The organism is Haloarcula rara, from assembly GCF_029338235.1.
Lineage (GTDB): Archaea > Halobacteriota > Halobacteria > Halobacteriales > Haloarculaceae > Haloarcula > Haloarcula rara.
In genome coordinates this window covers 2,186,796-2,208,543 of the sequence record NZ_CP119785.1, presented here as the reverse complement: position 1 = coordinate 2,208,543, position 21,748 = coordinate 2,186,796, and the positions used below count along the sequence as shown (strand labels likewise).

Sequence of the window (21,748 nt, the reverse complement as noted above, 5' to 3'; positions counted from 1 at the left end):
CCGGAATCTCGGTCTTCGACCTCGATTCCGGTGAAACGGCTCGCTTCGCTCGCCGTATGCCACACTTTCCGCTACCGCCCCACTACAGCGGCGTCCCGCCGCGACTCCCCTCGCTGCCGCCGGTGCTGGCGGCGCTCAGCAGGTCGGCGACGACGCCGACGTACTCGTAGCCGGGGATGATACCCTCGACGTAGGTCCCCTCGACGTACTCGACGAACGCCTTTGCCACGTCGGCGGCCTCGCGTTCGCCGCCCAGGCTGAAGCGGTAGGTGACGACGACCTCCTCGTCGTCTTCCTCGACGGTGTAGTCGTCCAGGTCGACCGCGACGCGGGTGGCCTTCGGCGCGTCTTCGAGTCGCCGTTCGAAGGTCTCGAACCAGCCGTCACGGACGGCCGGGCCGACCTCGTCGGCCGTCGCGGCCTGCAACGTCGGCGCTCGAACGGTCACCTCGTAGTCGGTGCGCCACTTCTCGCCCTCGCTCGCGGTGACGTGGCCCTCGAAACTCGTCGTCTCGATCACGTACCCGCTGCCGCCTGGCACGAAGGTCTCGCGGGCGTCGAACACGTCTGCGACGTCGTCTGGCACGTCAGTCATCTGCCGAGTATAGCCGTCTCACCGCCAAAAGCGCGTCGTCTCATACGAATTGTTGTAGTCTCGTACCGGTATCGCCGACCCTCGGTCGAACGATAACCGGTAAACAGCTACAACAATCCGTATCACTTCCAGGTGACGTAGCTCAGCGCGGCGATACCGACCACTTCGAGAACCTGCAGCACTGCCATCACGTCGACGGCCAGTGGCGGCATCCCCGCCGGCGCGTTGAAATAGAAGTACAGCGCGACGGCGTTCTCGGCCAGCAGGAACGTCGCGAACACGATAGAGCCAAGCGTCATCGGCGCGCGTATCTCCCGATAGGTCTGGACCCAGATAGCGATGAGCCCACCCAGCAACACGATGTTGATAGCGGCGGCGATTCGCGCGACGTCGAGGACGAGACTCATAGCGCCTCCCGAGTCCCGCCGACGGTCCTGGCCCGTGACGTTGAGTTCATATCAGTCGTCCACCTGTGTGAGTATCTGCTCGACCGTGTCCCAGTTGTTCTGTGCCCGCTCGCTCGGGAGGTAGATGACCCCGTAGCTGGCGTCGCTGCTGGTGATGACACCGTTCTCTTCGAGGACCTCCAGATGGTGCCGAATCGTGTTGTACGCCAGGTCGAGCTCCTCGGCGAGCTGGTTGGCGTTCCGCGGCTGGTCGTCCAGCGCACGGAGGACACGGGCGCGGTTCGGTCCTCCACGCGTACCGGCAAGCGTCTGCCAGAGGACCGTATCCATTCGGGAGTTGATTCCAAACGCCACGAAAAGAATCTACCGACATCGCGGTTCGGACGGGGTGGAGTCCGGACCCGCCGGTCCGACTCGCTGCCGACCGCCGATAGCCCCGTCGCCTCGGGGGCCCCGACCGAACGCCGCTGCACCATGTTTCATACTCGGGGAATGCCCGGTAAAACCATTTCGGCTACAATCCCGTGAGCAGTGTTTAGAGAGACTCTCACCCCATTTTAGCGAGTTTTGAGAGAGATTCTAGTCCGAGTTGCGAAATGTATTATATTACCGACACGCCTCGGAATCAGGTGATGTCATCTGACACAAGTCGACGGAAAGTCTTGCTCGGTCTCGGAACGGCAGCGACTGTCGGACTGGCCGGCTGTGGGGGCAGCGAGGGCGGCGAGAGCTCCCCGAATGGGACAGAGACCGGGACGGAGATGGACGACGGAACGGCGACCGAGACGGCAGACGGCGATATGTCCGAGATGGCGATGGTTCGGGTCGCCCACATGTCGCCGGACGCACCCAACGTCGACGTCTACGTCGACGGCGACGAGGTCCTCAGCGACGTCGAATTCGGTTCCCAGAGCGGCTATCTGGAGGTTCCCGCGGGCGACCGCCAGGTGAAGATAACCGCCGCCGGCGACGAGAGCACGGTCGTCTACGACGAGGCAGTCACCGTGGCGGCGGGGACGGCCTACACGGTGGTCGCGGCCGGGGAAATCAGCGAGGGTGCCGACGAGGCGTTCGCGCCGCTCGTCCTGGAGGACGACAACAGCGCCCCGGCCGAGGGCAACGCCCGACTCCGCGTGGTCCACGTCTCGCCCGACGCCCCCAACGTCGACGTCACTGCCAGCGACGGCGACGTCGTCCTGTTCGACAACGTCCCCTACGGCGAATCCGGCAGTACCGAAGTCGGGTCGGGCACCTACGAGGTCGAGATACGACCGGACACGTCGAGCAACGACGGCGACGTGGTCGCGGAGTTCCCGGACACGAGCCTCGAGGGCGGCCAGATCTACACCGCCTACGCGGCCGGCTACCTCTCGCCGGACGACGAGCCCGGTGACGAGGCGTTCGACCTGCTCGTGAAACAGAACGCGGGCTCGATGTAAGGTCGGCGTCCAGTCCCACGGCAGTGCTGACCAGTCCCCCTGGCGCTTTTTTCGGGCCACGAGCGGAACGGCGTAGCCGTGGCTCGCGGGTCACTTCGCGCTCGCGGCGTAGCCGCTCGCGTTCGAGGCGTTTACTTCGCTCACGCCTCGCTCTCCCCGCTGTGCCGTTTCGGAGCAATCGCTACGCTCACGCCTCCCGCTTGCGGTCTGAGAGTGCGAGGGACGCGATTTGAACGCGCGGACCCCTACGGGAGCGGGTCTTAAGCCCACCGCCTTTGGCCAGGCTCGGCTACCCTCGCGCGTCTCACTCTGTACACTGCGAGGGAAAACGGGTTTCGGTTACGGCCGCCCAGAACGGCTTTCGGTTACCGTGCGCCCAGACGGGGCGCTCGCGTCGCCGACAGTCTCACCAGTCGACAGAGAGGCTGCCGTCACCGGCCGGGTCGGGGGCGATTTCCTCGTTGGTTCGTCGGTCGACGACGTGGATGACGCCGCGGTCCTTCTTGGCCGGGCAGATCTCGGCCGCCTCGACGTTGTGGTCGAGTTCCTCCTCTCCGAAGAAGTAGGCCTTGGGCTGTGCGATGCCGGTGTCGAGGTCCAGTGACCAGTTCATCGAGACCTCGGCGCACTTGCCCGCGCCGAAGCACTTGTTGGCCTCGAAGATTATCTTGTAGGGCTTCTCCTCGACCGGCGGCGCGTTCTGCTCCCCAAACTCGCTTGGGTCGACTGGTTCGTCGGCCTCTGTCATAGCAGTCCGTAGAGGGCGGAAGCTCTTTCCGCTGTCGGTTCCCACGGAAACTGTTTCTGCAGAAAACACTTGTCGGGGCCGTTCGAACACGGCCGGTATGGTTCACTGCCCTGGATGTGGGACCACGCTCGAAGACGAGACCGACATCGAGTTCACCGACCGCGATTCGACCATCGGCATCATCAACTCGTCCAAGCGGTTCTACACCGCCAGTTGTGCCGCCTGTGGGCGGACCATCGGGAGCGGCGTCGCGGGTGCACGCGGCAACGCGGGGGCAGCCTGAAATGGCCCACTGTCCGGACTGCGAGACGGCCCTGGACGAGCAAAGCGACGTAGAGTTCGTCGAGATGGGGGTCGAAACTGGATTCATCAAGGCTTCGAAACGGTTCTACCTCGTCGCCTGTGGCCACTGCGGGGCCGCAATCGGGAGCGGCGTCGCCGGCGCGAAGTAGGCCTACGGAACGACCACCACGTCGTCGCCGACGGTGATACGTTCCTCGCGGTCGGCCTCTGGGACGCGGGCGATGACCATCAGCGAGTAGAGGTGGTCGAAGGCGTCCCGGTCGGCCCACTCGGGGAACGTCTCCCGGCGGTTCCTGAGGAACTGTTCGCGGAACTCGGGGGTCGGCTCGCCGGTGTCGGGGTCCCGCTCGGGGACGACACAGCGGGCACACGGCGTGACCCCCTCGATGCGGACGTCACCGGCCCGGAACGCCGGTGCGTCCGCACCGACGAAGCGGTCCTCCCAGAACGCCGGGACGCCGCCGACCTCGATATTGGCGCGCATTCGCCGTCGCACGCTGTCGACGGTCAGCTCGTCGAACCAGTCGGCGACGGTCGAAAGCGTCGCGGTGCTGATGACCGACGGCCCCATCGACTGGCGGTCGACGTGTCCCAGTCCCGTACTTCGGTCGAGTGTCATGTCGCCGTCCAGCCCGAGCGCGTCGGTGAGCCACGTCGCCGCCTCGGCCCGGCCGGCCTCGGTGTCGAGGGTGAACTCGCGGCGCTCGGGCGAGGTGACGCGCAACGTCGTCGTCTCGGGGTCGTAGCTCGTCTGCAGCGTGTGAAACCGGTCGGACTGCTTCGCGTTGACGCGCTCGCCGTCGGCGTCGAGCAACGCGAACTCCCGGTCGTGTTCGAGCGTCCCGCCCGGACGCACCCGCGCGTGGTCGACGTCGAGCGCGTCCAGCCCCTTCACCGGATACACGGTCAGTCGGTCGATATGTGCCACTGGTCGGGGTGAGGACCGCCGCCTAAAAAGCAGTTACCACCGATGCAACTATCGGTGAACGTCGACGGATTCGAGCAGAATCTCCGAGGTGGGTGCGTCGTTCGGGTCCGTCTCCGTCGCGCCGATCGCCTCGACGACGTCCATGCCGTCGGTGACCTTGCCGAAGACCGCGTGCTTGCCGTTGAGGTGGTGCGTGGCGCCCAGCGTGATGAAGAACTGCGAGCCGTTGGTGTCGGGGCCGCGGTTGGCCATGCTGAGGATGCCGGCCTCGTCGTGGGTCAGGTCGTCGTGGAACTCGTCCTCGAAGGTGTAGCCCGGGCCGCCGCGACCGGTCCCAGTCGGGTCGCCCATCTGAATCATGAAGTCGTCGATGACGCGATGAATCTCGATGTCCGTATAGAGCGGGTCGATGCGCTTCTCCCCGCTGTCGGGGTCCTCCCAGGCGCCGCTGCCGGGGCCGACCTCGGCCTCGTCGTAGTCGTCGGCGCCCTCGGCCAGCCCGACGAAGTTCTCGACGGTGTTCGGGACTCTGTCCTCGTACAGTTCGACTTCGATGTCGCCCTCTGTCGTGTGGAGCGTCGCTGTCAGGTCGCTCATACAGGTGGGAGGACACCCCGGGAGAAAAACTTGCCCACTGGCGCCGAGGGTTCTTGAAGGGGGACGCGACCATGACCACTATGGCCTGACCAGCAACCGCGGGGCGGGTTGCGGGAGCCCGACACGTCGCCTCGCGAGCGAAGCGATCCGTGGAGCTGCGGGAGTGTCGGCTGTCCGCCCTATGCAAGGTGCTCAAGTAGCAACTCACTCACCCGTTCAGGTGCGTCGAACTGCACCCAGTGGCTCGCGTCGGGGAGCCGTTCGACCCGGATGTCTGGCACCCACTCCTGCAGGCCCTCTGTCAGGGACACGTCCAGCGCGGCGTCCTGTTCGCCCCAGATGAGCAGCGTCGGCGCTCGAACCGGCAGGTCGCCGACGCCGCCCTGGGTGAGCGTCAGCAACGCGTTCCGTCTGGCGAGCGCCCGGTAGTAGTTAAGGGCCGCCGTCCGGGCACCCGGCTGTGCGAACGCCGCCTTGTAGCGCTCGAGGTCCGTCTCGGAGAAGGCCCCGTCCCGAACCGTCCCCTCGCCGAGCATCCGCTCTATAGCCTCGAAGTCCCGCGCACCGAGGACCCACTCGGGTAGTGCCGGCAGCTGGAAGAAGCCGACGTACCAGGACTTGCCGAGCTGGGCCCGGTTCGAGCGCAGCGTTCGCTCGTACTTCGTCGGGTGTGGCGCGTTCAGCACCGCCAGCTGGTCGACGACGGCGGGTCGGTCGATGGCGGTCTGCCAGGCCACGAGGCCGCCCCAGTCGTGGCCGACGACGTTGGCCGAGTCCCGGTCGAACGCGTGGACTACCCCCGCCACGTCGCTTACCAGCTCGTCGATGTGGTAGGCGTCGACGCCGGCTGGCTTCTCAGAGCGGTTGTAGCCGCGCATATCCGGCGCGACGACGCGGTAACCCGCCTCGGCCAGGGCCGGAATCTGCTGGTGCCAGGCGTACCAGAACTCCGGGAAGCCGTGCAAAAGTACGACCAGGTCGCCGTCCTCAGGGCCGGCGGTGACGACGTGGAGCCGGACGCCGTTGGTCTCGACGGTGTCGTGGCGCCAGGGCGCCCCGTCGGCTGGGACCGTCCACTCGTCGGCAGTCGTAGTCATCACTCGTCGTTCGGGCCGAACGGAAAAGTGGATTCCGCCGGTTCAGAACGCCCGGAGCGCCTCGAGGGCCTCGGCGGCGCTGCCGTCGTCGATGGCCGCGCGGGCCTGTTCGAGTCCCTCCGCGATACTGTCGGCGTCCTCGCGGGCGTAGATTCGCAGGGCGGCGTTGAGCGCGACGGCGTCGGCGAAGCCGTCGGTGCGCTCGCCGGTCAGGACCGCCTCGGTAATCGCGGCCGACTCGCCGGCGACGTCCTCGACGGCGAGGTCGTCGCTGGTCACGTCCATCCCGTATTCGCCCGTGCGAATCTCGAAGTCAGCGATGTCATCGCCGTCCGATTCCGCGCCCTCGACGGGCCACTCGGCGACGACGGTCTCACCGGGGCGCACGTCGTCGTACCCTTCCATGCCCTGGAAGAACAGCGCCCGCTCGAGGCTGGTCGTCTCGGACTCGGTGAGGGTGCGGACCATCTTCTTCGCGAACGGGAGGTGGTAGAAACTGCCCAGGTGGACGCTGGCGCCGGACGGGTTCGCGAGCGTCTCGACGGTGTTGACGAAGACGCGCACGCCCATGTTGTCACGGCGGTCGAAGAGGGCGTCGATGCCGGGGTTGAACGCGGGCTGGTAGTAGAAGCCAAAGCCGACGTCGTCGACCATGTCGGCACTCTCGGTGGGGTCGAGTTCCGTGCGCACGCCGAGTTCGTCGAGCACGTGCTTGTAGGCGTCTTGCTTCTGTGTGGGGACGCGGTCGCCGGAGTGGACGACGACGGGGGTCCCGGCGGCGGCGGCTACGAGCCCGGCGGCCACACCCAGGATGGCCGAGCGGCCCTTGCCGTCGTAGTTCGCCCCGCAGTCCACGGGGTCGGCGTCGGGCTGGGCCGTACTGACCGACTCTTCGGCCATCACGTCGACGTAGGCGCCCAGCTCCTCGGGCGTGTTGCGCTTCCAGCGGTTGGCCAGCCAGAACGCGCCGAGTGTCGTCTGGTCAGGTTCGCCGTCGAGGATGCGCTGGAACGCCTCGCGGGCCTGCTCGCGGGTCATGTCGTCGGCCGATTTGTGGCCGGAGCCGACGACCTCGGTCATCAGCCGTTTCAGCGGCCAGTCGCCGTACTCGCGGGTCGCTTGTGCCATGCCACGCCGTTAGGCGGCGAGTTTGAAAGCCCCTCCGTTTCGTTCTCATATTGCGGGAACAGCGGTCGCTCCCGAAAACGATACACCCGTCCACTCCTAAGCCGACCCAATGAGTCTCCGGGCGGGTGACTGGCGGGAGCGTATCGACGACGTCGACGCCGCGCTCATCGACGGCTTTCAGAGCGACTTCCCGATTCGCGAACGCCCGTTCGACGCGCTGGGCGAACAGCTGGGTATCCCGGCCGAGGAAGCGCTCGAACGCGTCGAGGAGCTCCGCGATGACGGTATCTTCCGGCGCTTTGGCGCCGTGTTGAACCCGCCGGTCATCGGCTCCTCGACGCTGGCCGCAGTGTCGGCCCCCGAGGACCGCTTCGACGAGGTCGCCGCCGTCATCAACGACTACCGGCAGGTGAACCACAACTACGCCCGCGACCACGAGTGGAACATGTGGTTCGTCGTCACCGCGGGCTCCCGCGAGAAACGCGACGAGATTCTCGCCGACATCGAGGCCCGCACCGGCTGTTCAGTGCTCGTCCTCCCGATGCTGACCGACTACTACATCGACCTGGAGTTCCCGGTCGTCAACAGCGACAGATTCGCGCGAGAATCTATCGAGGGGACCGACGCAAGCGCCACCCGTATCAGCGAGGACGCCGCCGCGAACCTCTCAGCGCTGGACCGCCGGCTCCTGCTGGAGATACAGGAGGGGTTCCCGCTCTCGGCGACGCCCTACCGGGATATCGCCGACGCCATCGATGCCGACGTGGGCGACGTGCTCGCGGCTATCGAGCGCCTGCGTGACGACGGCTGTATCAAGCGTATCGGCTGTGTCGTCAACCACATCACGACCGGCTTCGACAACAACTGCATGGTCGTCTGGGACGTGCCCGACGACCGGCTCGACGAACTGGGCGAGCGCGTCGGTGAGCTCCCCTACGTCACGCTGTGTTACCACCGCCCGCGCCGGCCCGAACAAGAGTGGGAGTACAACCTGTTTACGATGATTCACGGCCGGGACGCCGACGCCGTCGACGAGAAGATAGACGAGCTCTCGACGGCGTATCTCCCCGTCGACCACGACCGGCTCTACTCGACAGCCACGCTCAAGCAGACCGGGGCGCGGTACGACGACATCGTCGGAGAGTAGCGGGACGGGGATATCGCGGGGGGTTGTTTCACGCGCTGTAAACCGCCACAACCCTTTTGTTGTCTTTGTCCGTCCTCTGAATCGAGACAATGTCAGAAGCTGGGGGGGCTCGCATACTCATCGTCGACGACGACGTCGACGTCGCGGACACGTACGCATCACAGCTCGAGGAGACGTACGACGTCGAGACGGTCTACAGCGGGCCGGCGGCGCTGGAGGCGCTGTCGCCGTCGGTCGACATCGTGTTGCTGGACCGGCGGATGCCCAAGCTCTCGGGGTGTGAAGTGCTTGAGGCCATCCGCGAGCGCGGGCTGGAGACGCGGGTCGCGATGGTGACCGGCGAGGAAGCCGACTTCGACATCATCGAGATGCCCTTCGACGACTACGTCCAGAAACCGGTCACCGAGGGAGCGCTGCTGGGGACAGTGGCTCACCTCGTGCGGTGTCTGACCTACGACGAACAGCTCCGCGAGTACTACGCGCTTACGTCGAAACGGGCCGCCCTCATCCAGAGCAAAACCCTCGAGGAACTGGCCGAGAGCGACCGGTTCAGCGAGCTGGAAGCGGATATCGAGACGGCGGAAGCGGCGCTGTCGGACCTGGTGGCCGACTTCGACCCGACCGATTTCGACCGGGCGTTCCGGGACATCGACAGGCCGGACCCCACGACCGCGGACTGATTCGTCTGTTTTTCCGTCGGCCAGCACCACCGGTGGCACCTGTCTGTTCACGTCCTGTAGGTTCCGAAAGCAATAACCGAGTCTCGTCCTAAGCGAGGCCAATGAGTCAGCAACTCCCGGACGTGCAGGCGTCGAGTCCGGATGTGACCGTCGGTCTCAACCGAGTCGGTGTCACCGGTGTCGAGAAGCTCGTCAAACTGGGCCGGCGCGACCGGGACCCAATCGTTCTCATGGCAGAGTTCGAAGTGTTCGTCGACCTCCCCTCCTGGCGGAAGGGCGCGGACATGTCCCGGAACATGGAAGTCATCGACGAGACGCTGGAGACGGCGGTCTCGGAAGAGGCCTACCGCGTCGAGGACGTCTGTGGCGACGCCGCCGAGCTCCTCCTGGAGAAACACGACTACACCACGAAGGCGGAGGTTCGGATGGAAGCCGACTACGTCACCCACGAGAAGACTCCCGAGAGCGAGATGGCCACCCAGTCGACGGCGACCATCATCGCCTCGGCGACGGCCACTGACGAGGGCACCAGCGAGGAGATCGGCGCGCAGGTCACCGGGATGACCGTCTGCCCCTGTTCGCAGGGGATGTCCGCCGCTCGCGCCCGTGAGACCCTCCAGAGCATGGCCGTCGAGGACGAGGTCATCGACGAGTTCCTCCAGAAGATGCCCCAGGCCGGCCACTCACAGCGGGGCCACGCCACGCTCACCGTCGAGAGCGACGGTGCCCCGGAGGTCGACCTGAACGAGCTCATCGAGGTCGCCCGTGACTCTATGAGCGCGCGCATCTACAACCTCGCGAAACGGCCCGACGAGGACCACATGACCTTCGAGGCCCACAAGGACGCGAAGTTCGTCGAGGACTGCGTGCGAGCGCTGGCCGAGGGTGTCGTCGACCGCTTCCCGGACCTCCCGGACGACGCCATCGTCTACATGGAACAGTCCAACGACGAGTCCATCCACCAGCACAACGCTCACGCCGAACGCATCGCGAAGCTGGAAGACCTGCGGAGCGAAGTGTCCGAAGAGCAGCCTAACGACGACTGATTCTCAGGGCGGTCCGACCGGCGTGGCCTCGGCCCAGTGTTCGGCGAAGGCCTCGCTGACGTCGGCCGTGAAATCGGGGTCTTTCAGGTCGATGACGCCGAAGGTCTCGTCCCGACCCAGCGGGTGTGGGACCTCGATGCAGACCTCGGTGTCGTCGATGAGTTCGAACGTCGTCGAGACGGCTTCGCTGTAGCGGGCGCTGTAGTTATCGTACGCCGAGAGCCGCTCGTAGTAGGCGCGGTTGGCGCCCTCGGGGAGGCGCTCGAAGAGGTCGCGTTCGACCAGCAGGGAGACGTCGACGCCGCGTTCGAGGGCGGCGACCAGCTTGTCCACGACCATCTCGGTCGCTTCGACGATGTCCAGCTGGCGAGCCGGCGGCGAGCCGACGATGACGATGCGGTCCTCGGCGGCGGCCAGCCGCTCCAGCAGGAGGTTCAGCGTCTCTTCGGGCCCGACGGCGGCGGTCCAGAACGGCTCGTCGACGTGGTCGCCGGCCTCCAGCTGGTCGCCCAGCTCCGAGACGATGTCCTCGTACTGCTCGGCCTTCGCCTCGAGTTCTTCCTTCTTGTCGTCGAGCAGCCGGTCCAGTGCCGTCTCGGGCTCGACGGCGACGTACTTCTTCGGCCGGCTCGCCGTCTGGCTGCGCACCAGCCGGTAGGTCTCCAGGCTGTTGAGCACGTCGTAGATGCGTCCCATCGGGACGTCGCTGGCCCGGGAGAGCTCCTTCGCCGTCGTCGGCCCGGTGGAAAGCAGCGACCGGAACGCGCGGGCTTCGTACTCGGAGAGCCCCAGGTCTCGCAGACTTGCCATACGCCATCCTCTCGACGGACGGACAAAAACTAATCGGATGTTTACTGTTTCATACGTCGCCCGTCAGCGCAGCGTCGAGGTCCTGTGGGGTCTCGCCCTCGGCGGTGACCGTCTCGCCCTCGTAGCGACGGGCGACGCCGTCGCCGTCCGAGTCGGGCACCACCGTCGTCTCGTGGTCGGCCAGGCGAAGCGCGGCCCGGTGGAGGTCCGTTCCCGCTTCGGTGCCGACGACGAGTCGCTGGGGGTCCCGCAACCGGGCGGCGACACCGGCGTAGCCGGCCACCTCGACGCCCATCCGCTCGGCGGCGCCGGCGAAAGACTCGACGGCCTCGCGGGCAGTGGCACGGTATCGCTCCTCGCCGGTGAGCGCGGCAAGGTCCACCAGGGCGTCGGCCAGTTCCACCGTCGAGTCCAGTGGGTGGAGCGACCGGCCACAGAGCCCCGCACCCTCGTCGGGGCCGTCGCGGAACGCGCCACTTTCCTGCTGGCGGTGGTCGACGGTCCAGTCGGCGACGGCTTCGGCGGGCCCGCCCTCGCCCAGTACCTGCCAGCTCGTCGTCAGCCCCTGCAACAATCCGGCCTGGTCGATGAGCAGCCCGCGGTGGCTGTCGGCGGCGTCGTCGTGAATCACCGCGCCGTCCTCGTCGACGAGCTGAGTAGTGACGTAGTCACGCGCGCGCTCGGCGTAGCGTCGGGCTCGCTCGTCGTCGGTGTACGCGTGGGCCCACAGGAGCCCGTCTATCGCGAGCCCGTTCCGGTCGGCGAAGACGGTCGTATCGACGTGCGGTGGCTCGGCGTCCTCCCGGTCGGTCGGCCCGGCCTGGTAGTAGTCGTCGTCACCGGCCTGGCTCCCGGCGAAGGCGTCGCCGGTCCACAGCTCCGTCGTCAGATACGCCACGGTCCGCATGGCCGTGTCCCGGTAGGCCTCCGTGCCGGTGTACCGGTAGCCGTGGGCAAAGGCCCGGACCAGCGCCGCGTTCTCGTCCAGCAGTTTCTCCCGGCGCGGGTTCGACCAGTCCCGCCCCGTCGCGTACCGATAGAAGCCGCCGTCGTAGGTGTCGAGCAGGTGCGTCTGGACGGCTTCCAGCGTTCGGGTGGCCTGGTCGCGCGCTCTGACGAGGGCGAACTCGATGGTCCGGGCCAGCGGGAACTTCACGTCCGAGCCCCAGCCCCCGTACTCCTCGTCGAAGGCCCCAAGCAGCTGTTCGACCATGTGCTCCTCGATGCGCGGGCGCAGTTCGCCCGCCGGCGGTGCCTCGTCCTGGAGCTGGCGAGGGACGGAGCCGGCCGACGCCCCCTTGGCGTCCCACGCCTCACGCACCGAGTCGAGAATGCCCCGGAACCCGTCGGGCCCGAGGAAGGTCGAGCCGCTGATGACCTCGCCCTCGGGCGTCAGGAACACCGTCGACGGGAACCCGCCCATGGTGTACCGTTCCCGCACCAGCGGGTTCCGGTCGGCGTCGACCCGCACCGGCACGAACCCGTCGTTGATGTTGGCCGCGATGCGTGGCTCCCCGAAGACGCCCCGGTCCATCGCCCGACACTCCGGACTCCAGGGCACCGAAAGCGAGAGCAGGAGCGGCTTGCCGCTGCCGGCGGCCCGCTCGAAGGCCTCGGGCCCCCACTCGCGCCACTCCACCTTGGTCTCCGCTGCGAATTCGTCCATACCGGCTGTCGGTGATGGGCACACATAGGGGCTGTCACTCCGACCAAACATGCGTCATTCCGATGGGGACGGTCTGGATGGCCCAATTCCCGGACAGACGGCAGCGACCGTTACCGAGAGTGCGACTCAGCACAGCCAGAAAGCCCCGAACCGTTCGACTCGGGGGCCTCGCTGCGCTCCTCGGCCTCCGGCCTGCGGTGCTTGCGTCGTCCGCCGTCGTCGAACGGTTCGCCCCTTTCAGTCCCGCCCGTAGCCGGTTGGTCAAACAGGGCTGGGTGGGGCTGAAAGGGGCGGCCTGCTACACGAAGGCGGACGAAGTAAGCACTGGAGCGAACGCAGTGAGCGAAGCGCGCAACGAGACCCCCGAGTGTAGCAGGCCGGGGCTTTCTGGCTGTAAGCAACAGTATCAGACGAAACGTTGACAACACTTGCTAGGACGAAAGACCGAATTGTCCACCGGCCAAAGGGTGAAATATGGCAACACAGGAGGTGGACCATCCGGGGCCGGTCACGCCCGGAGATAACCCGCCCCGTCTCGGCCGCGTCCCCGTCGTCGACAACACGCTCTCGATGCTGCGGGACCCGCTTGGCTTCTACGACCGCGTGGGCGCGATGGACCCCGACGTGGTGGGGTACAACGTCGCGGGGACGACGGGCTACTTCGTCACCCATCCGGACCTCGTCGAGCAGATACTGGTCACCCAGGAGGGGAGCTACGAGAAGGGCGCGTTGCTTCAGCGCTCGCTCGGGGAGTACATCGGCGAGGGGCTCTTTCTGCTGGAAGGCGAGGAGTGGAAAGAACAGCGCACCGCACTCCAGCCCGCCTTCTACCGGGAGAAAATCGCCGCCTACGGTGAGACGATGACTGGCTTCGCCGCCGCGACCTGTGACGAGTGGACCGACGGCGAGCGCTTCGACGTCCTGCCCGAGATGCGCGAGTACACCCTGCGCGTGCTCGGGAAGACGCTGCTGGACGTGGACATCGACCGCACCGCCGGCGCCCTGGAGCCGCTCCTGTCGGCGCTCCGGGAACGACTCGACCCCCGCTCGCTGTCGGCCTACGTCCCGCTCGCGGTGCCGACGCCGACGAACCGTCGCGTGCGAACGGCCCGCGCGAACTTCGAGGCGACGCTGGACGACATCATCGCCGAGCGCCAGGCCGAGAGCGCCACTGAGCGCGAGGCCCGTGACGACGTGCTCTCCCTGCTCCTGTCGCTGGACGACGAGACGATGACCCGGGAACGGCTGGGCCATCAGTTGCTGACCTTCCTCGTGGCGGGCCACGACACGACGGCGCTGACGCTCACCTACACCTGGTTCCTGCTTGGCCACCACCCCGAGCGCCAGCAGAAGCTCCACGACGAACTCGACTCGGTGCTGGGCGGCGCGGACCCCACCCCGGAAGCCCTCTTCGAACTCCCCTATCTCGACGACGTGCTGACCGAGGCGCTGCGGCTCTACCCACCCGCCTTCACCACCTTCCGTCAGCCCACCGAGCCGGTGACACTGGGCAGCTACGACGTGGCGCCGGACGCCCAGCTGACGATTCCCCAGTGGCTCGTCCACCGCGACGAGCGCTGGTTCGACGAGCCCGACGCCTTCCGCCCGGAGCGCTGGACCGACGCGTTCGAGGCGCAACTGCCCGACTACGCCTACTACCCATTCGGCGGCGGCCCACGGCACTGCATCGGGATGCGCTTTGCCCGGATGGAAGCGAAACTCGCCATCGCCACCCTGGCCCAGCGCTACCGCTTCGAGACCGTCACCGAACCGCCGCTCGACCTGGCAATGCGCATCACGCTCTCGCCGACCGAGCCGGTCGACGTTCGGGTGCACGAGCGGTAGCGGCGGGCGCGGTTACCGCTCGCTATTCGAGGTCGTTCACTCTGTTCGCGACCTCGCTGCTCGCGGGTCGCTACGCTCCCCGCTGTGCTTTATCGAGATGTCTCCCTTCGGTCGACATCTCGCTATCCAAAAGCGTTTGACCAAGGCCCTGCAATCGAGGGTATGCTCCGGGCAATCGCCCTGTTGTTGCTCATTCCGCTGTTCGACGCGGTGTTGCTCGTCGCGCTCGCGACGGGCGTCGTCTATTCGGTCCCGCCGCTGGTCATCGTCGCCCTGGTCGTCCTGACCGCCCTCGTCGGGATGTTACTCGTCCGGGCGGAGGGGCGGGCCACGCTCCAGAAGATACAGCAGAAGCTCGCGACCGGCGAGGTGCCGACAAACGAGCTCATCGACGGCGGGCTGCTCATCGCCGCCGGCGCGTTCTTCCTCACGCCCGGGCTCGTGACCGACTTCGTCGGACTGCTGCTCGCCCTGCCGCCGACCCGCTACCCCATCCGCGCGGCGGTGCGCCGGTGGGTCGTCCGCCCCTACATCGACGCCAAGACCGGCGGCTTCGCCTCCGGCCAGGTGTACATCGGCGGCTTCCCCAACGAGGAGGGCGCTGCCGGGCCGGGCGCGACCGGTCCGGGGCCGGACGCCTCCGGCGATTCGGGGAGCGGCTTCGACCCCGACAACGCGACCGACGTGGACTTCGAAGAGTCAGAAGACAAGTAGCGAGGAAGCGACTGCAAGGAGCTTCCTCGAAGCGGAACGGGGAGCGATAGCGAGGCGTCGACCAGCGAGGGACCGGCGGTCCCTCGGGCAGTCGGGCGGCAGAGCCGCCCGACGACGACGGGAGACGCCTCGAAGCGGAGCGGTGACCGCAGAGCAGTAGCGACCCGTGGAGCAGGGGCAGCATACGCTCACGCCCTGTGGCGGTTTGACACCGCGGTGGTGAAACGTCACCCTTTTCTATACCCCTCGGGAATACTCAGATGCGCTCACCTGGGCCAATAGCTCAATCAGGTTGAGCGCTCGGCTGATAACCGGGAGGCTCTCGGTTCAAATCCGAGTTGGCCCACTCCAACCGACGGCTTTGCCGTCATTGGGGTCAAAACTCCCCAGCCATTTCATCTTCGGTCCGAACTGTTCTGAGCGGCGGGTCTGCCCGCTGAGGTGAGCCGGCGCTGCGCATACACCGGACAGTAGTGTGTCCAATAGCTCCGAAACCGGACTGGGGAGCAAGTGAACCACTTGCAGTAGTGTTTACTGCCAGTCACAAGCTATTTACAGGCAACTACGAATTGCTACGATACTATGTTAGAAGCGGCACTGCGCTACCAGACGCAGGGCGAAGACTGGATCAAGCGGGTGGGAATCGGCGGCGTGCTACTGTTTTTCTTCTGGCTCTTCGTACCGGTTCTCACCGTGTACGGCTATATGATGGAAGTAGTACGGCGGGTCCTCCGCGGGGACACGGAGAATCCGCCGTCGTGGGGCGAGTTCGACATCGTTGACCTCACTATCCAGGGCGCCAAGACGTTCGCGATACTGTTCGCCTACGGTATCGTCGTCGGCCTCGTCGCCGGGATACCGTCGGCGGTCATCTCGTTTATCGGAGCCGTGGCCGGCATCGAGATTCTCTCGCTGCTGGGGTCGCTCGTCGGGTTCGTGCTTAATTTCGCCGGGAGCCTGCTACTGGCCATCGTAGTGCCGGTGGCGCTGTCGAACTTCGTCCTCAAAGACGAGCTCGCGGCCGGCTTCGACGTCAACGTGTTGAAGCGGGTCTGTACGAGCCGGACGATGCTGCGGGCTGTCGGGTTCGCCATCGTCATCAGCATCCTCATGCAAGTGGTCAGCACCGTCGTGGGTATCACGATTATCGGCCTGCTCGTCGTCCCGTTCATCTTCTTCGTCGGCTTCTCGGCTATCGCCTTCGTCTGGGCGAGCGGCTTCGCCGACGCGTACCGGGAGATACACGGTGAGTTGCCGGAGATTCCGGACGGGCCGACCAAGACGGGCCCCGATGCGGCCGCCGGAACCACGGCGGGTGCGGGCGCCGCCAGCGCGGACGCCGACACCACGACCACCCAGAGCACGCCCGACGACAGCGGGACGAGCGACGCGGACGACGATTACAGCGGCCCGGACCCGACCGACGGGAATCGGTGGGACTGAGGCGCAGAACGCGTTTTCGCAGTCGAGTATCGCGTCTCGCATCCGTCACGACCCACACTGGCAGGTGTCGCTGGTTTCCCCCGCCCGAGCGCCGTCAAAAGTCGAAGCGCGTAAGACACCACCGGGTGTGCTAGCAGCCATGACCTCCGACGCCGACGAGCAACACGAGAACGCCGAGCAAGACGTCATCGCGGTCGACGCCGACGACAACCCACAGGGTCTCGTCAACCGGCTCGACGCCCACACTGGCGACGGTATCCGACACCGTGCCTTTACCGCCTTGCTGTTCGACGAGGACGGGAACATTCTGCTGGCCCAGCGCGCGGCCGAAAAGCGCCTCTGGGACACCCACTGGGACGGCACCGTCGCCTCCCACCCCGTCGAGGGCCAGACCCAGGTCGAGGCGACCGAGGAACGCCTCGAAGAGGAACTGGGTATCACGCCCGACCAGTACGAGGACCTCCGGGTGACCGACCGCTTCGAGTACAAGCGCTACTACGAGAACGCGGGCCTGGAGTGGGAGGTCTGTGCGGTCCTGCAGGCGACACTGACCGACACGACGCTCGACCCGAACCCCGAGGAGGTCGACGGCCTCATGTGGGCGCCCTACGACCGCCTGGACGAGCATCCGGAGTACTACCGGCAGCTCCGGCTCTGTCCGTGGTTCGAAATCGCGATGCGCCGCGACGAAGAACGGTAGCTCACGCAGTCGGCGAGTCGTCCGTCGCCGACTCGTCCGCGTTCTACCTGTCAGTCTGCCTGTCCGCGGTCGGCGGCCGCGCCGCCACCGGGAGCTCTATCTCGACGGCCGTTCCGGGACCGTCCCCAAAGGAGAGCGTGCCGCCGACGTTGCGGACGACCCACTTCACGAGCCAGAGCCCCACCCCAGAGCCGTGCTGGAGCGGCGTCTCCTCGCCGGCCAGGATGACTTCCCGCTCGTGGTCGGCGATACCGGGGCCGTCGTCGCTGACCCGGACGACGACGCCGTCGTCCCCGACAGTGACCTCGATGTCGACGGTCACCGCGGCCGCGACCTGTTCGAGGGCGCCGTCCGCCGCCTGTCGACTACCCGTCGAGCTGTGCTCGACAGCGTCCTGGCGAGCCTGCGAGTCAGGGCTCGTGGAACTGTGCTCGACAGCGTTGTCGAGCAGCTCCTCGAACGCCAGCGTGAGCGCCGGCGAGCCGTCAACCCAGCACGCTTCGGGACAGGAGAGTGAGATATCGGCCTCGGGGTAGCGCTCCCGGGCGTCCGCGACGACCGTCTCCAGGAGTTCCGGCAGCCGGACCGGTCTGGCGCGCTCGCTTTCGAGGGCCTCGGAGACGCGGCCGATCTTGTTGCTCCGGTCGACGATGCTGTCGACGGTCCGGACGATGCGGTCGATGCGGTCCCGTTCGGCCGGGTCGACGCTGTCGGTCAGCAGGTCGGCGTTCCCCCGGACGACGTTCATCTCGTTGCGGATGTTGTGTCTGAGCAGTCGGTTGAGCACGTCGATGCGCTGTTCGCGCTGGCGGCGGTTCGTCACGTCCCGGAGACTGATGAGGTGGCCCGAGACGACGCCGTAGGAGCGGTACAGCGGCGTGATTCGGACGTCGTAGTACCGGACCGCGCCGTCGCGCTCCAGCCGGGTCTCGGTCTGGGCGCGTTTGCCCGCCTCGGGGACGGTCTCGGCCAGGTCGGGCAGTTCGCTAGCCAGTTCCCGACCCGACAGCTCCGCGGGACCCGCCGAGAAAAAGACCGTGGCGGCGGCGTTGATGTCGACGATGCGGCCCGACCCGTCCACGATGACGACCGCGTCGTCCATCTCGGCGAACACCGCCTCCCGGCCCAGGTCGCGGGTGACGGGGGCGACGTCTAACAGCTGGCCCCGTAACATGGCCGCCGACAGCACGACACCGGAGACGACGTAGCCGAGACTGGTCGGGTCAAACGAGGCCGGCACTAGGTCGAACGCGTGGATGGAGTGGCCGACCGTCGGGACGGTGATGGCGACAAGCAGCGCGAGCACCTGGCCCTGAAAATGCTCGGTGGTTCGCAGCATCATCCGGATGAGCAAGACCCCGCCCGCCAGTATCAACACGAGCATATACGCCAGGTGGCCCCAGCGGGCCAGCCCCCAGACGGGGACCAGCGTGCTCGTTTCGGCGGTCGTGGCGACGGTGACACTCCGGAAGACGAGCCGATGGGCCCCGTTCGACCACACCAGCGTGACGAAGACGGCGGGCTCTATCAACAGTAGCGCGACCCGCTTGCGGGTGAGCCAGCCCGGGTGGCCCGTGTACTCGAGCACCGTCACGAGCCACGCGACGGGGACGACGACCGAGAGCGTGAGCTGCATCTGGACCAGCCGTTCCATCAGTACGACACCGGGTGCTGCGAGTTCGAGCCCGTGGGCGACGGCCCAGAGGCTGGCCGAGATGACGAATGCGGCCAGCGGGCCGGCACCTGGCCGGTCGCGGTGGAGCCAGACCAGTCCGGCCACGCCCATCCCGACGACGGCGGCCAGCAGGACCACCGCGAGGGGCGTAGAGACCATTTGGTACGGAGGTGGGTAGACGCCTGTATAAACGTTCGCGGCCGAGTATCGACTCCGATACTACGACTGCCGCGAGCGCAGTGCCGACCACACCGCGATGGCCCCCAGCAGGAACGCCGGGACGAGCGGCAGGGCCAGATAGGCGGCCCGAAGCGTCAGCCCGAGCGACCGGACAACACCCTGGGCGGCCGGCAGGACCAGGATGGCCGTGGGGACGACGAGGAATCCGAGGATAATCATCCCCACGAGCACCCATCCCTCACGACCGAACTCGTCGCTGGTATCGGCCTGGCGTGGCGGTTCGCCGCTGGGGCGGTGGACGTAGCCGTCGTCGGGCGCGTCGTCGGGCGCGTCGTCACCCATCGAATGCACCTGCCTGCGCGACCGAGTGCCCGGCCGAGCGAATCGTTGTTCCCTCAGGTCGGGCTCGTCGGGCGAGACGCCGGCCCCTGACAGCGGCCTGAACAGCCTGCATAGCTCACCGTCGGGTCAGCGACTGCAAAACACTGGCGGTCGGTCGGTCACACCTCGGTCGGCGGCGTCGGTCGCTCAATCTGGAGGGAGCTAACGCGATGGTCGTACTCCTGTTCGTGTGCCGTGCGCTCTACAGTTGCGTGCGTGGCCGACCCGTAGAGCCCCTCGAACGGGCACTTGTGACACACCACGTGGTACACCCCTTCCATATGTAATGTATTTATGCTCCTTTATATAAATTTTCTGCGCGATATTTTACAAATATGTCGGCGACATTCGAAAGCTATGTGCGGGACAACCATTTAGCGGGTCCCGGCCTTTGGGCCGATATGGTCGATTTCCAGTCCCGTGACACCCGGCGTGGCCCTACCATCGACGACGAGTCGGAGTCCGAGTCGGACTCGGCGGACAGCGAATCGTCGAGCGAGGACGACGCTACCGGGGCGGCCGACGATACGGGGGACAAAACGGCGGGGAACAGTACGGACACCGACGGAGAGCCGGCGGCCTCAACGGACCCACTGGTCGAGGACAACGGCTCGGCGGCAGAGCGAGCCGACGAGGACAACGGCTCGGCGGCAGAGCGAGCCGACGAGGACCCGCTCGCGGACGCGACCACGTCGGCGGACGCCACCCACGGCGACAGCGAGGCGGCAGTCACGGCCGGTGGCACCGCCCAGACGGCACCAGCGGCCCAGACGGCCGGGACAACCCCGCCGAGCCGCGCGGTCGACGTGGCCGTGGTGACGGTGTCGGGCGACCGGGCCGCGCTCGAAGACAGCGTCACGGGGGCGTTCGAGGCAGCCGGACACACAGTCGTGCGGCGCGAGCGCCTCCGGGGCGGCTACGACGCCATCCAGCAGATGGTCGACACCCTGGTCGACCGGGACGCCGTCGACGTCGTCGTCACCGTCGGCGGCGTCGGGCTGGCGGCCGACGAGATGGCCATCGAGGCGGTCCATCCCCTCCTGGAGAAGGCCCTGCCGGGCTTCGGCGAGGCGTTTCGCGCCCGCCTGGCCGACCACATCGGCACCGGCATCGTCGGCGTCCGGTCGACGGCCGGCATCAGCGACGGAACGCTCGTCTTCTGTCTGCCGGGCGACGTCGAGGCGGCCGAGCTGGCGGTGGGAGAGATTCTGGCCACCGAAGCGCCGGTACTGGTCGACCAGCTCGACGAGTGAGCGGCCGAGACGGCGCGACTCTGCACGCCGCCGGTCGCGGCACGCCTGACATCGCCGTCGGCTCGGGCGCCACCATCCGCGGACGGCCGCTGTTGGCATCGCTGTTATCCCGCTGGCGGCAGTAGCTCGGGTATGGAAACCATCGAGGTCCAGGGCACCTCGGTCCCCGCGCTCGGCCTGGGTACCTGGCAGCTGACCGGTCCGACGTGTACCGAGACGGTCCAGACGGCTCTGGAGCTGGGGTATCGCCACGTCGACACGGCACAGGCCTACGGCAACGAACGCCAGGTCGGCCTGGGCATCGAGGCCGCCGACGTCGACCGCGAGGACGTGTTTCTGGTGACGAAACTCGACGGCTCGAACCGGGACGCCACGTCGGTTCGGCAATCGACCCGCGAGAGCCTGCACAAGCTCGGGACAGAGTACCTCGATTGCCTGCTCATCCACTGGCCGAACACGCCGTGGATGGCACCCCTCGAAGAGACCCTCGACGCGATGAACGACCTCGTCGACGACGGCGTCGTCGAGCATATCGGCGTCAGCAACTTCTCGCCCGAGCGTCTCGACCGGGCCCGCGAGCTCTCGGATGCGCCTATCCTCACCGACCAGGTCCAGTACCACCCCTACTGGGACCAGCAGAAGCTACTGGACTACTGTCGCATCCACGACGTCCTGCTGACGGCCTACAGCCCGCTGGCTCGCGGAGGCGTCCTTTCCGACCCCGCCCTGGTCACTATCGGCAACCGCTACCACAAGTCCCCCGCACAGGTCGCGCTGCGCTGGCTCGTCCAGCAGGCGGGCGTGGCCACCATCCCCAAGGCGTCGAGTCGCGAGCATCTGGAAGCGAACATGGCTATCTTCGATTTCGAGCTAACCGACGATGAGATGGCGTGGATTCGGGACCCGTCCAAGACCAAGACCGGCGTCCAGTTCGTCCGGTCGCAACTCCCGTTCTGAGCGGCCGGC

25 protein-coding genes and 2 tRNA genes are annotated in these 21,748 nt (G+C 66.9%); 13 read left to right on the top strand and 14 right to left on the bottom strand.

The annotated features are described in order from the left end of the window. Positions 1–82 precede the first annotated feature (82 nt). The 3 genes from P1K32_RS11685 to P1K32_RS11675 form a co-directional block, all read right to left on the bottom strand. Positions 83–595 (bottom strand): DUF5813 family protein, encoded by a 513-nt coding sequence (locus P1K32_RS11685; protein WP_276249907.1) that lies wholly within the window; start codon positions 593–595, stop codon positions 83–85. A 122-nt stretch (positions 596–717) separates the two neighbouring features. Then, positions 718–1,002, bottom strand: coding sequence for a DUF8036 family membrane protein (locus P1K32_RS11680; protein WP_220589101.1), 285 nt, complete (start codon positions 1,000–1,002; stop codon positions 718–720). A gap of 51 nt (positions 1,003–1,053) precedes the next feature. After that, on the bottom strand, positions 1,054–1,332 hold the full coding sequence (locus tag P1K32_RS11675) for an ArsR/SmtB family transcription factor (RefSeq protein ID WP_276249906.1): 279 nt from the start codon (positions 1,330–1,332) through the stop codon (positions 1,054–1,056). Positions 1,333–1,634: 302 nt separating this feature from the next. Between P1K32_RS11675 and P1K32_RS11670 the strand changes: the two genes are divergently transcribed. Next, complete coding sequence (locus P1K32_RS11670; RefSeq protein WP_276249905.1) at positions 1,635–2,441, top strand: DUF4397 domain-containing protein; 807 nt, start codon at positions 1,635–1,637, stop codon at positions 2,439–2,441. Positions 2,442–2,655: 214 nt separating this feature from the next. Here the strand turns inward: P1K32_RS11670 and P1K32_RS11665 are convergent. Both P1K32_RS11665 and P1K32_RS11660 read right to left on the bottom strand, forming a co-directional pair. Further along, positions 2,656–2,740: transfer RNA gene (locus P1K32_RS11665), tRNA-Leu, on the bottom strand. A 107-nt stretch (positions 2,741–2,847) separates the two neighbouring features. Beyond that, on the bottom strand, positions 2,848–3,189 hold the full coding sequence (locus tag P1K32_RS11660) for a ferredoxin (protein WP_276249904.1): 342 nt from the start codon (positions 3,187–3,189) through the stop codon (positions 2,848–2,850). Between the two features lie 97 nt (positions 3,190–3,286). Between P1K32_RS11660 and P1K32_RS11655 the strand changes: the two genes are divergently transcribed. Both P1K32_RS11655 and P1K32_RS11650 read left to right on the top strand, forming a co-directional pair. Next, positions 3,287–3,472: a hypothetical protein gene (locus P1K32_RS11655; protein ID WP_276249903.1), complete on the top strand. Its 186-nt coding sequence runs from the start codon at positions 3,287–3,289 to the stop codon at positions 3,470–3,472. 1 nt (position 3,473) lies between these two features. Continuing rightward, on the top strand, positions 3,474–3,641 hold the full coding sequence (locus P1K32_RS11650) for a hypothetical protein (RefSeq protein ID WP_276249902.1): 168 nt from the start codon (positions 3,474–3,476) through the stop codon (positions 3,639–3,641). Between the two features lie 2 nt (positions 3,642–3,643). On the opposite strand, the gene P1K32_RS11645 is transcribed toward P1K32_RS11650, so the two are convergent. From P1K32_RS11645 to P1K32_RS11630, 4 genes are all read right to left on the bottom strand, one after another. After that, positions 3,644–4,420: an MOSC domain-containing protein gene (locus P1K32_RS11645; RefSeq protein WP_276249901.1), complete on the bottom strand. Its 777-nt coding sequence runs from the start codon at positions 4,418–4,420 to the stop codon at positions 3,644–3,646. 48 nt (positions 4,421–4,468) lie between these two features. Then, complete coding sequence (locus P1K32_RS11640; RefSeq protein WP_276249900.1) at positions 4,469–5,017, bottom strand: peptidylprolyl isomerase; 549 nt, start codon at positions 5,015–5,017, stop codon at positions 4,469–4,471. 179 nt (positions 5,018–5,196) lie between these two features. After that, positions 5,197–6,114, bottom strand: a complete 918-nt coding sequence (locus P1K32_RS11635) for an alpha/beta fold hydrolase (RefSeq protein ID WP_276249899.1) — start codon at positions 6,112–6,114, stop codon at positions 5,197–5,199. A gap of 42 nt (positions 6,115–6,156) precedes the next feature. Then, complete coding sequence (locus P1K32_RS11630) at positions 6,157–7,242, bottom strand: anthranilate phosphoribosyltransferase (protein ID WP_276249898.1); 1,086 nt, start codon at positions 7,240–7,242, stop codon at positions 6,157–6,159. Between the two features lie 109 nt (positions 7,243–7,351). Here P1K32_RS11630 and ahbB point away from each other — a divergent pair, with 109 nt between their 5' ends. The 3 genes from ahbB to mptA all read left to right on the top strand — a co-directional run bounded on the left by ahbB (position 7,352) and on the right by mptA (position 10,115). Then, positions 7,352–8,389 (top strand): siroheme decarboxylase subunit beta, encoded by a 1,038-nt coding sequence (ahbB, locus tag P1K32_RS11625; protein ID WP_276249897.1) that lies wholly within the window; start codon positions 7,352–7,354, stop codon positions 8,387–8,389. Positions 8,390–8,478: 89 nt separating this feature from the next. Continuing rightward, positions 8,479–9,069 carry a response regulator gene (locus P1K32_RS11620; RefSeq protein WP_276249896.1) on the top strand — a complete coding sequence of 197 codons (591 nt, stop codon included), beginning with the start codon at positions 8,479–8,481 and terminating at the stop codon, positions 9,067–9,069. Between the two features lie 101 nt (positions 9,070–9,170). Continuing rightward, a complete protein-coding gene (gene mptA, locus P1K32_RS11615; RefSeq protein ID WP_276249895.1) occupies positions 9,171–10,115 on the top strand; it encodes a GTP cyclohydrolase MptA in 945 nt (314 codons plus the stop codon). 3 nt (positions 10,116–10,118) lie between these two features. Here the strand turns inward: mptA and P1K32_RS11610 are convergent, their stop codons facing one another. Together P1K32_RS11610 and P1K32_RS11605 are read right to left on the bottom strand one after the other, a co-directional pair. Beyond that, the gene (locus tag P1K32_RS11610) at positions 10,119–10,925 is read right to left on the bottom strand and encodes a TrmB family transcriptional regulator (protein ID WP_276249894.1); all 807 of its coding nucleotides are present in this window, start codon (positions 10,923–10,925) and stop codon (positions 10,119–10,121) included. Between the two features lie 49 nt (positions 10,926–10,974). Continuing rightward, on the bottom strand, positions 10,975–12,591 hold the full coding sequence (locus P1K32_RS11605; RefSeq protein WP_276249893.1) for a DUF255 domain-containing protein: 1,617 nt from the start codon (positions 12,589–12,591) through the stop codon (positions 10,975–10,977). Positions 12,592–13,065: 474 nt separating this feature from the next. On the opposite strand from P1K32_RS11605, the gene P1K32_RS11600 reads away from it, so the two are divergent. The 5 genes from P1K32_RS11600 to P1K32_RS11580 all read left to right on the top strand — a co-directional run bounded on the left by P1K32_RS11600 (position 13,066) and on the right by P1K32_RS11580 (position 17,293). Then, a complete protein-coding gene (locus P1K32_RS11600; protein WP_276249892.1) occupies positions 13,066–14,436 on the top strand; it encodes a cytochrome P450 in 1,371 nt (456 codons plus the stop codon). Between the two features lie 162 nt (positions 14,437–14,598). After that, positions 14,599–15,150 (top strand): FxsA family protein, encoded by a 552-nt coding sequence (locus tag P1K32_RS11595; protein ID WP_276249891.1) that lies wholly within the window; start codon positions 14,599–14,601, stop codon positions 15,148–15,150. Between the two features lie 272 nt (positions 15,151–15,422). After that, positions 15,423–15,496 (top strand) — tRNA-Ile (locus P1K32_RS11590). A gap of 236 nt (positions 15,497–15,732) precedes the next feature. Then, the gene (locus P1K32_RS11585; RefSeq protein ID WP_276249890.1) at positions 15,733–16,593 is read left to right on the top strand and encodes a DUF4013 domain-containing protein; all 861 of its coding nucleotides are present in this window, start codon (positions 15,733–15,735) and stop codon (positions 16,591–16,593) included. A gap of 139 nt (positions 16,594–16,732) precedes the next feature. Continuing rightward, positions 16,733–17,293 carry an NUDIX hydrolase gene (locus P1K32_RS11580; RefSeq protein ID WP_276249889.1) on the top strand — a complete coding sequence of 187 codons (561 nt, stop codon included), beginning with the start codon at positions 16,733–16,735 and terminating at the stop codon, positions 17,291–17,293. A 43-nt stretch (positions 17,294–17,336) separates the two neighbouring features. Here P1K32_RS11580 and P1K32_RS11575 read toward each other — a convergent pair whose 3' ends face one another. The 3 genes from P1K32_RS11575 to P1K32_RS11565 all read right to left on the bottom strand — a co-directional run bounded on the left by P1K32_RS11575 (position 17,337) and on the right by P1K32_RS11565 (position 19,810). Continuing rightward, positions 17,337–19,127 carry a histidine kinase N-terminal 7TM domain-containing protein gene (locus P1K32_RS11575; RefSeq protein ID WP_276249888.1) on the bottom strand — a complete coding sequence of 597 codons (1,791 nt, stop codon included), beginning with the start codon at positions 19,125–19,127 and terminating at the stop codon, positions 17,337–17,339. Positions 19,128–19,187: 60 nt separating this feature from the next. Next, a complete protein-coding gene (locus P1K32_RS11570; protein WP_276249887.1) occupies positions 19,188–19,490 on the bottom strand; it encodes a DUF7977 family protein in 303 nt (100 codons plus the stop codon). Between the two features lie 158 nt (positions 19,491–19,648). Beyond that, a complete protein-coding gene (locus P1K32_RS11565) occupies positions 19,649–19,810 on the bottom strand; it encodes a hypothetical protein (protein WP_276249886.1) in 162 nt (53 codons plus the stop codon). 120 nt (positions 19,811–19,930) lie between these two features. On the opposite strand from P1K32_RS11565, the gene P1K32_RS11560 reads away from it, so the two are divergent. Then, on the top strand, positions 19,931–20,782 hold the full coding sequence (locus P1K32_RS11560) for a MogA/MoaB family molybdenum cofactor biosynthesis protein (protein ID WP_276249885.1): 852 nt from the start codon (positions 19,931–19,933) through the stop codon (positions 20,780–20,782). 132 nt (positions 20,783–20,914) lie between these two features. Then, on the top strand, positions 20,915–21,739 hold the full coding sequence (locus tag P1K32_RS11555; RefSeq protein WP_276249884.1) for an aldo/keto reductase: 825 nt from the start codon (positions 20,915–20,917) through the stop codon (positions 21,737–21,739). Positions 21,740–21,748 lie beyond the last annotated feature (9 nt).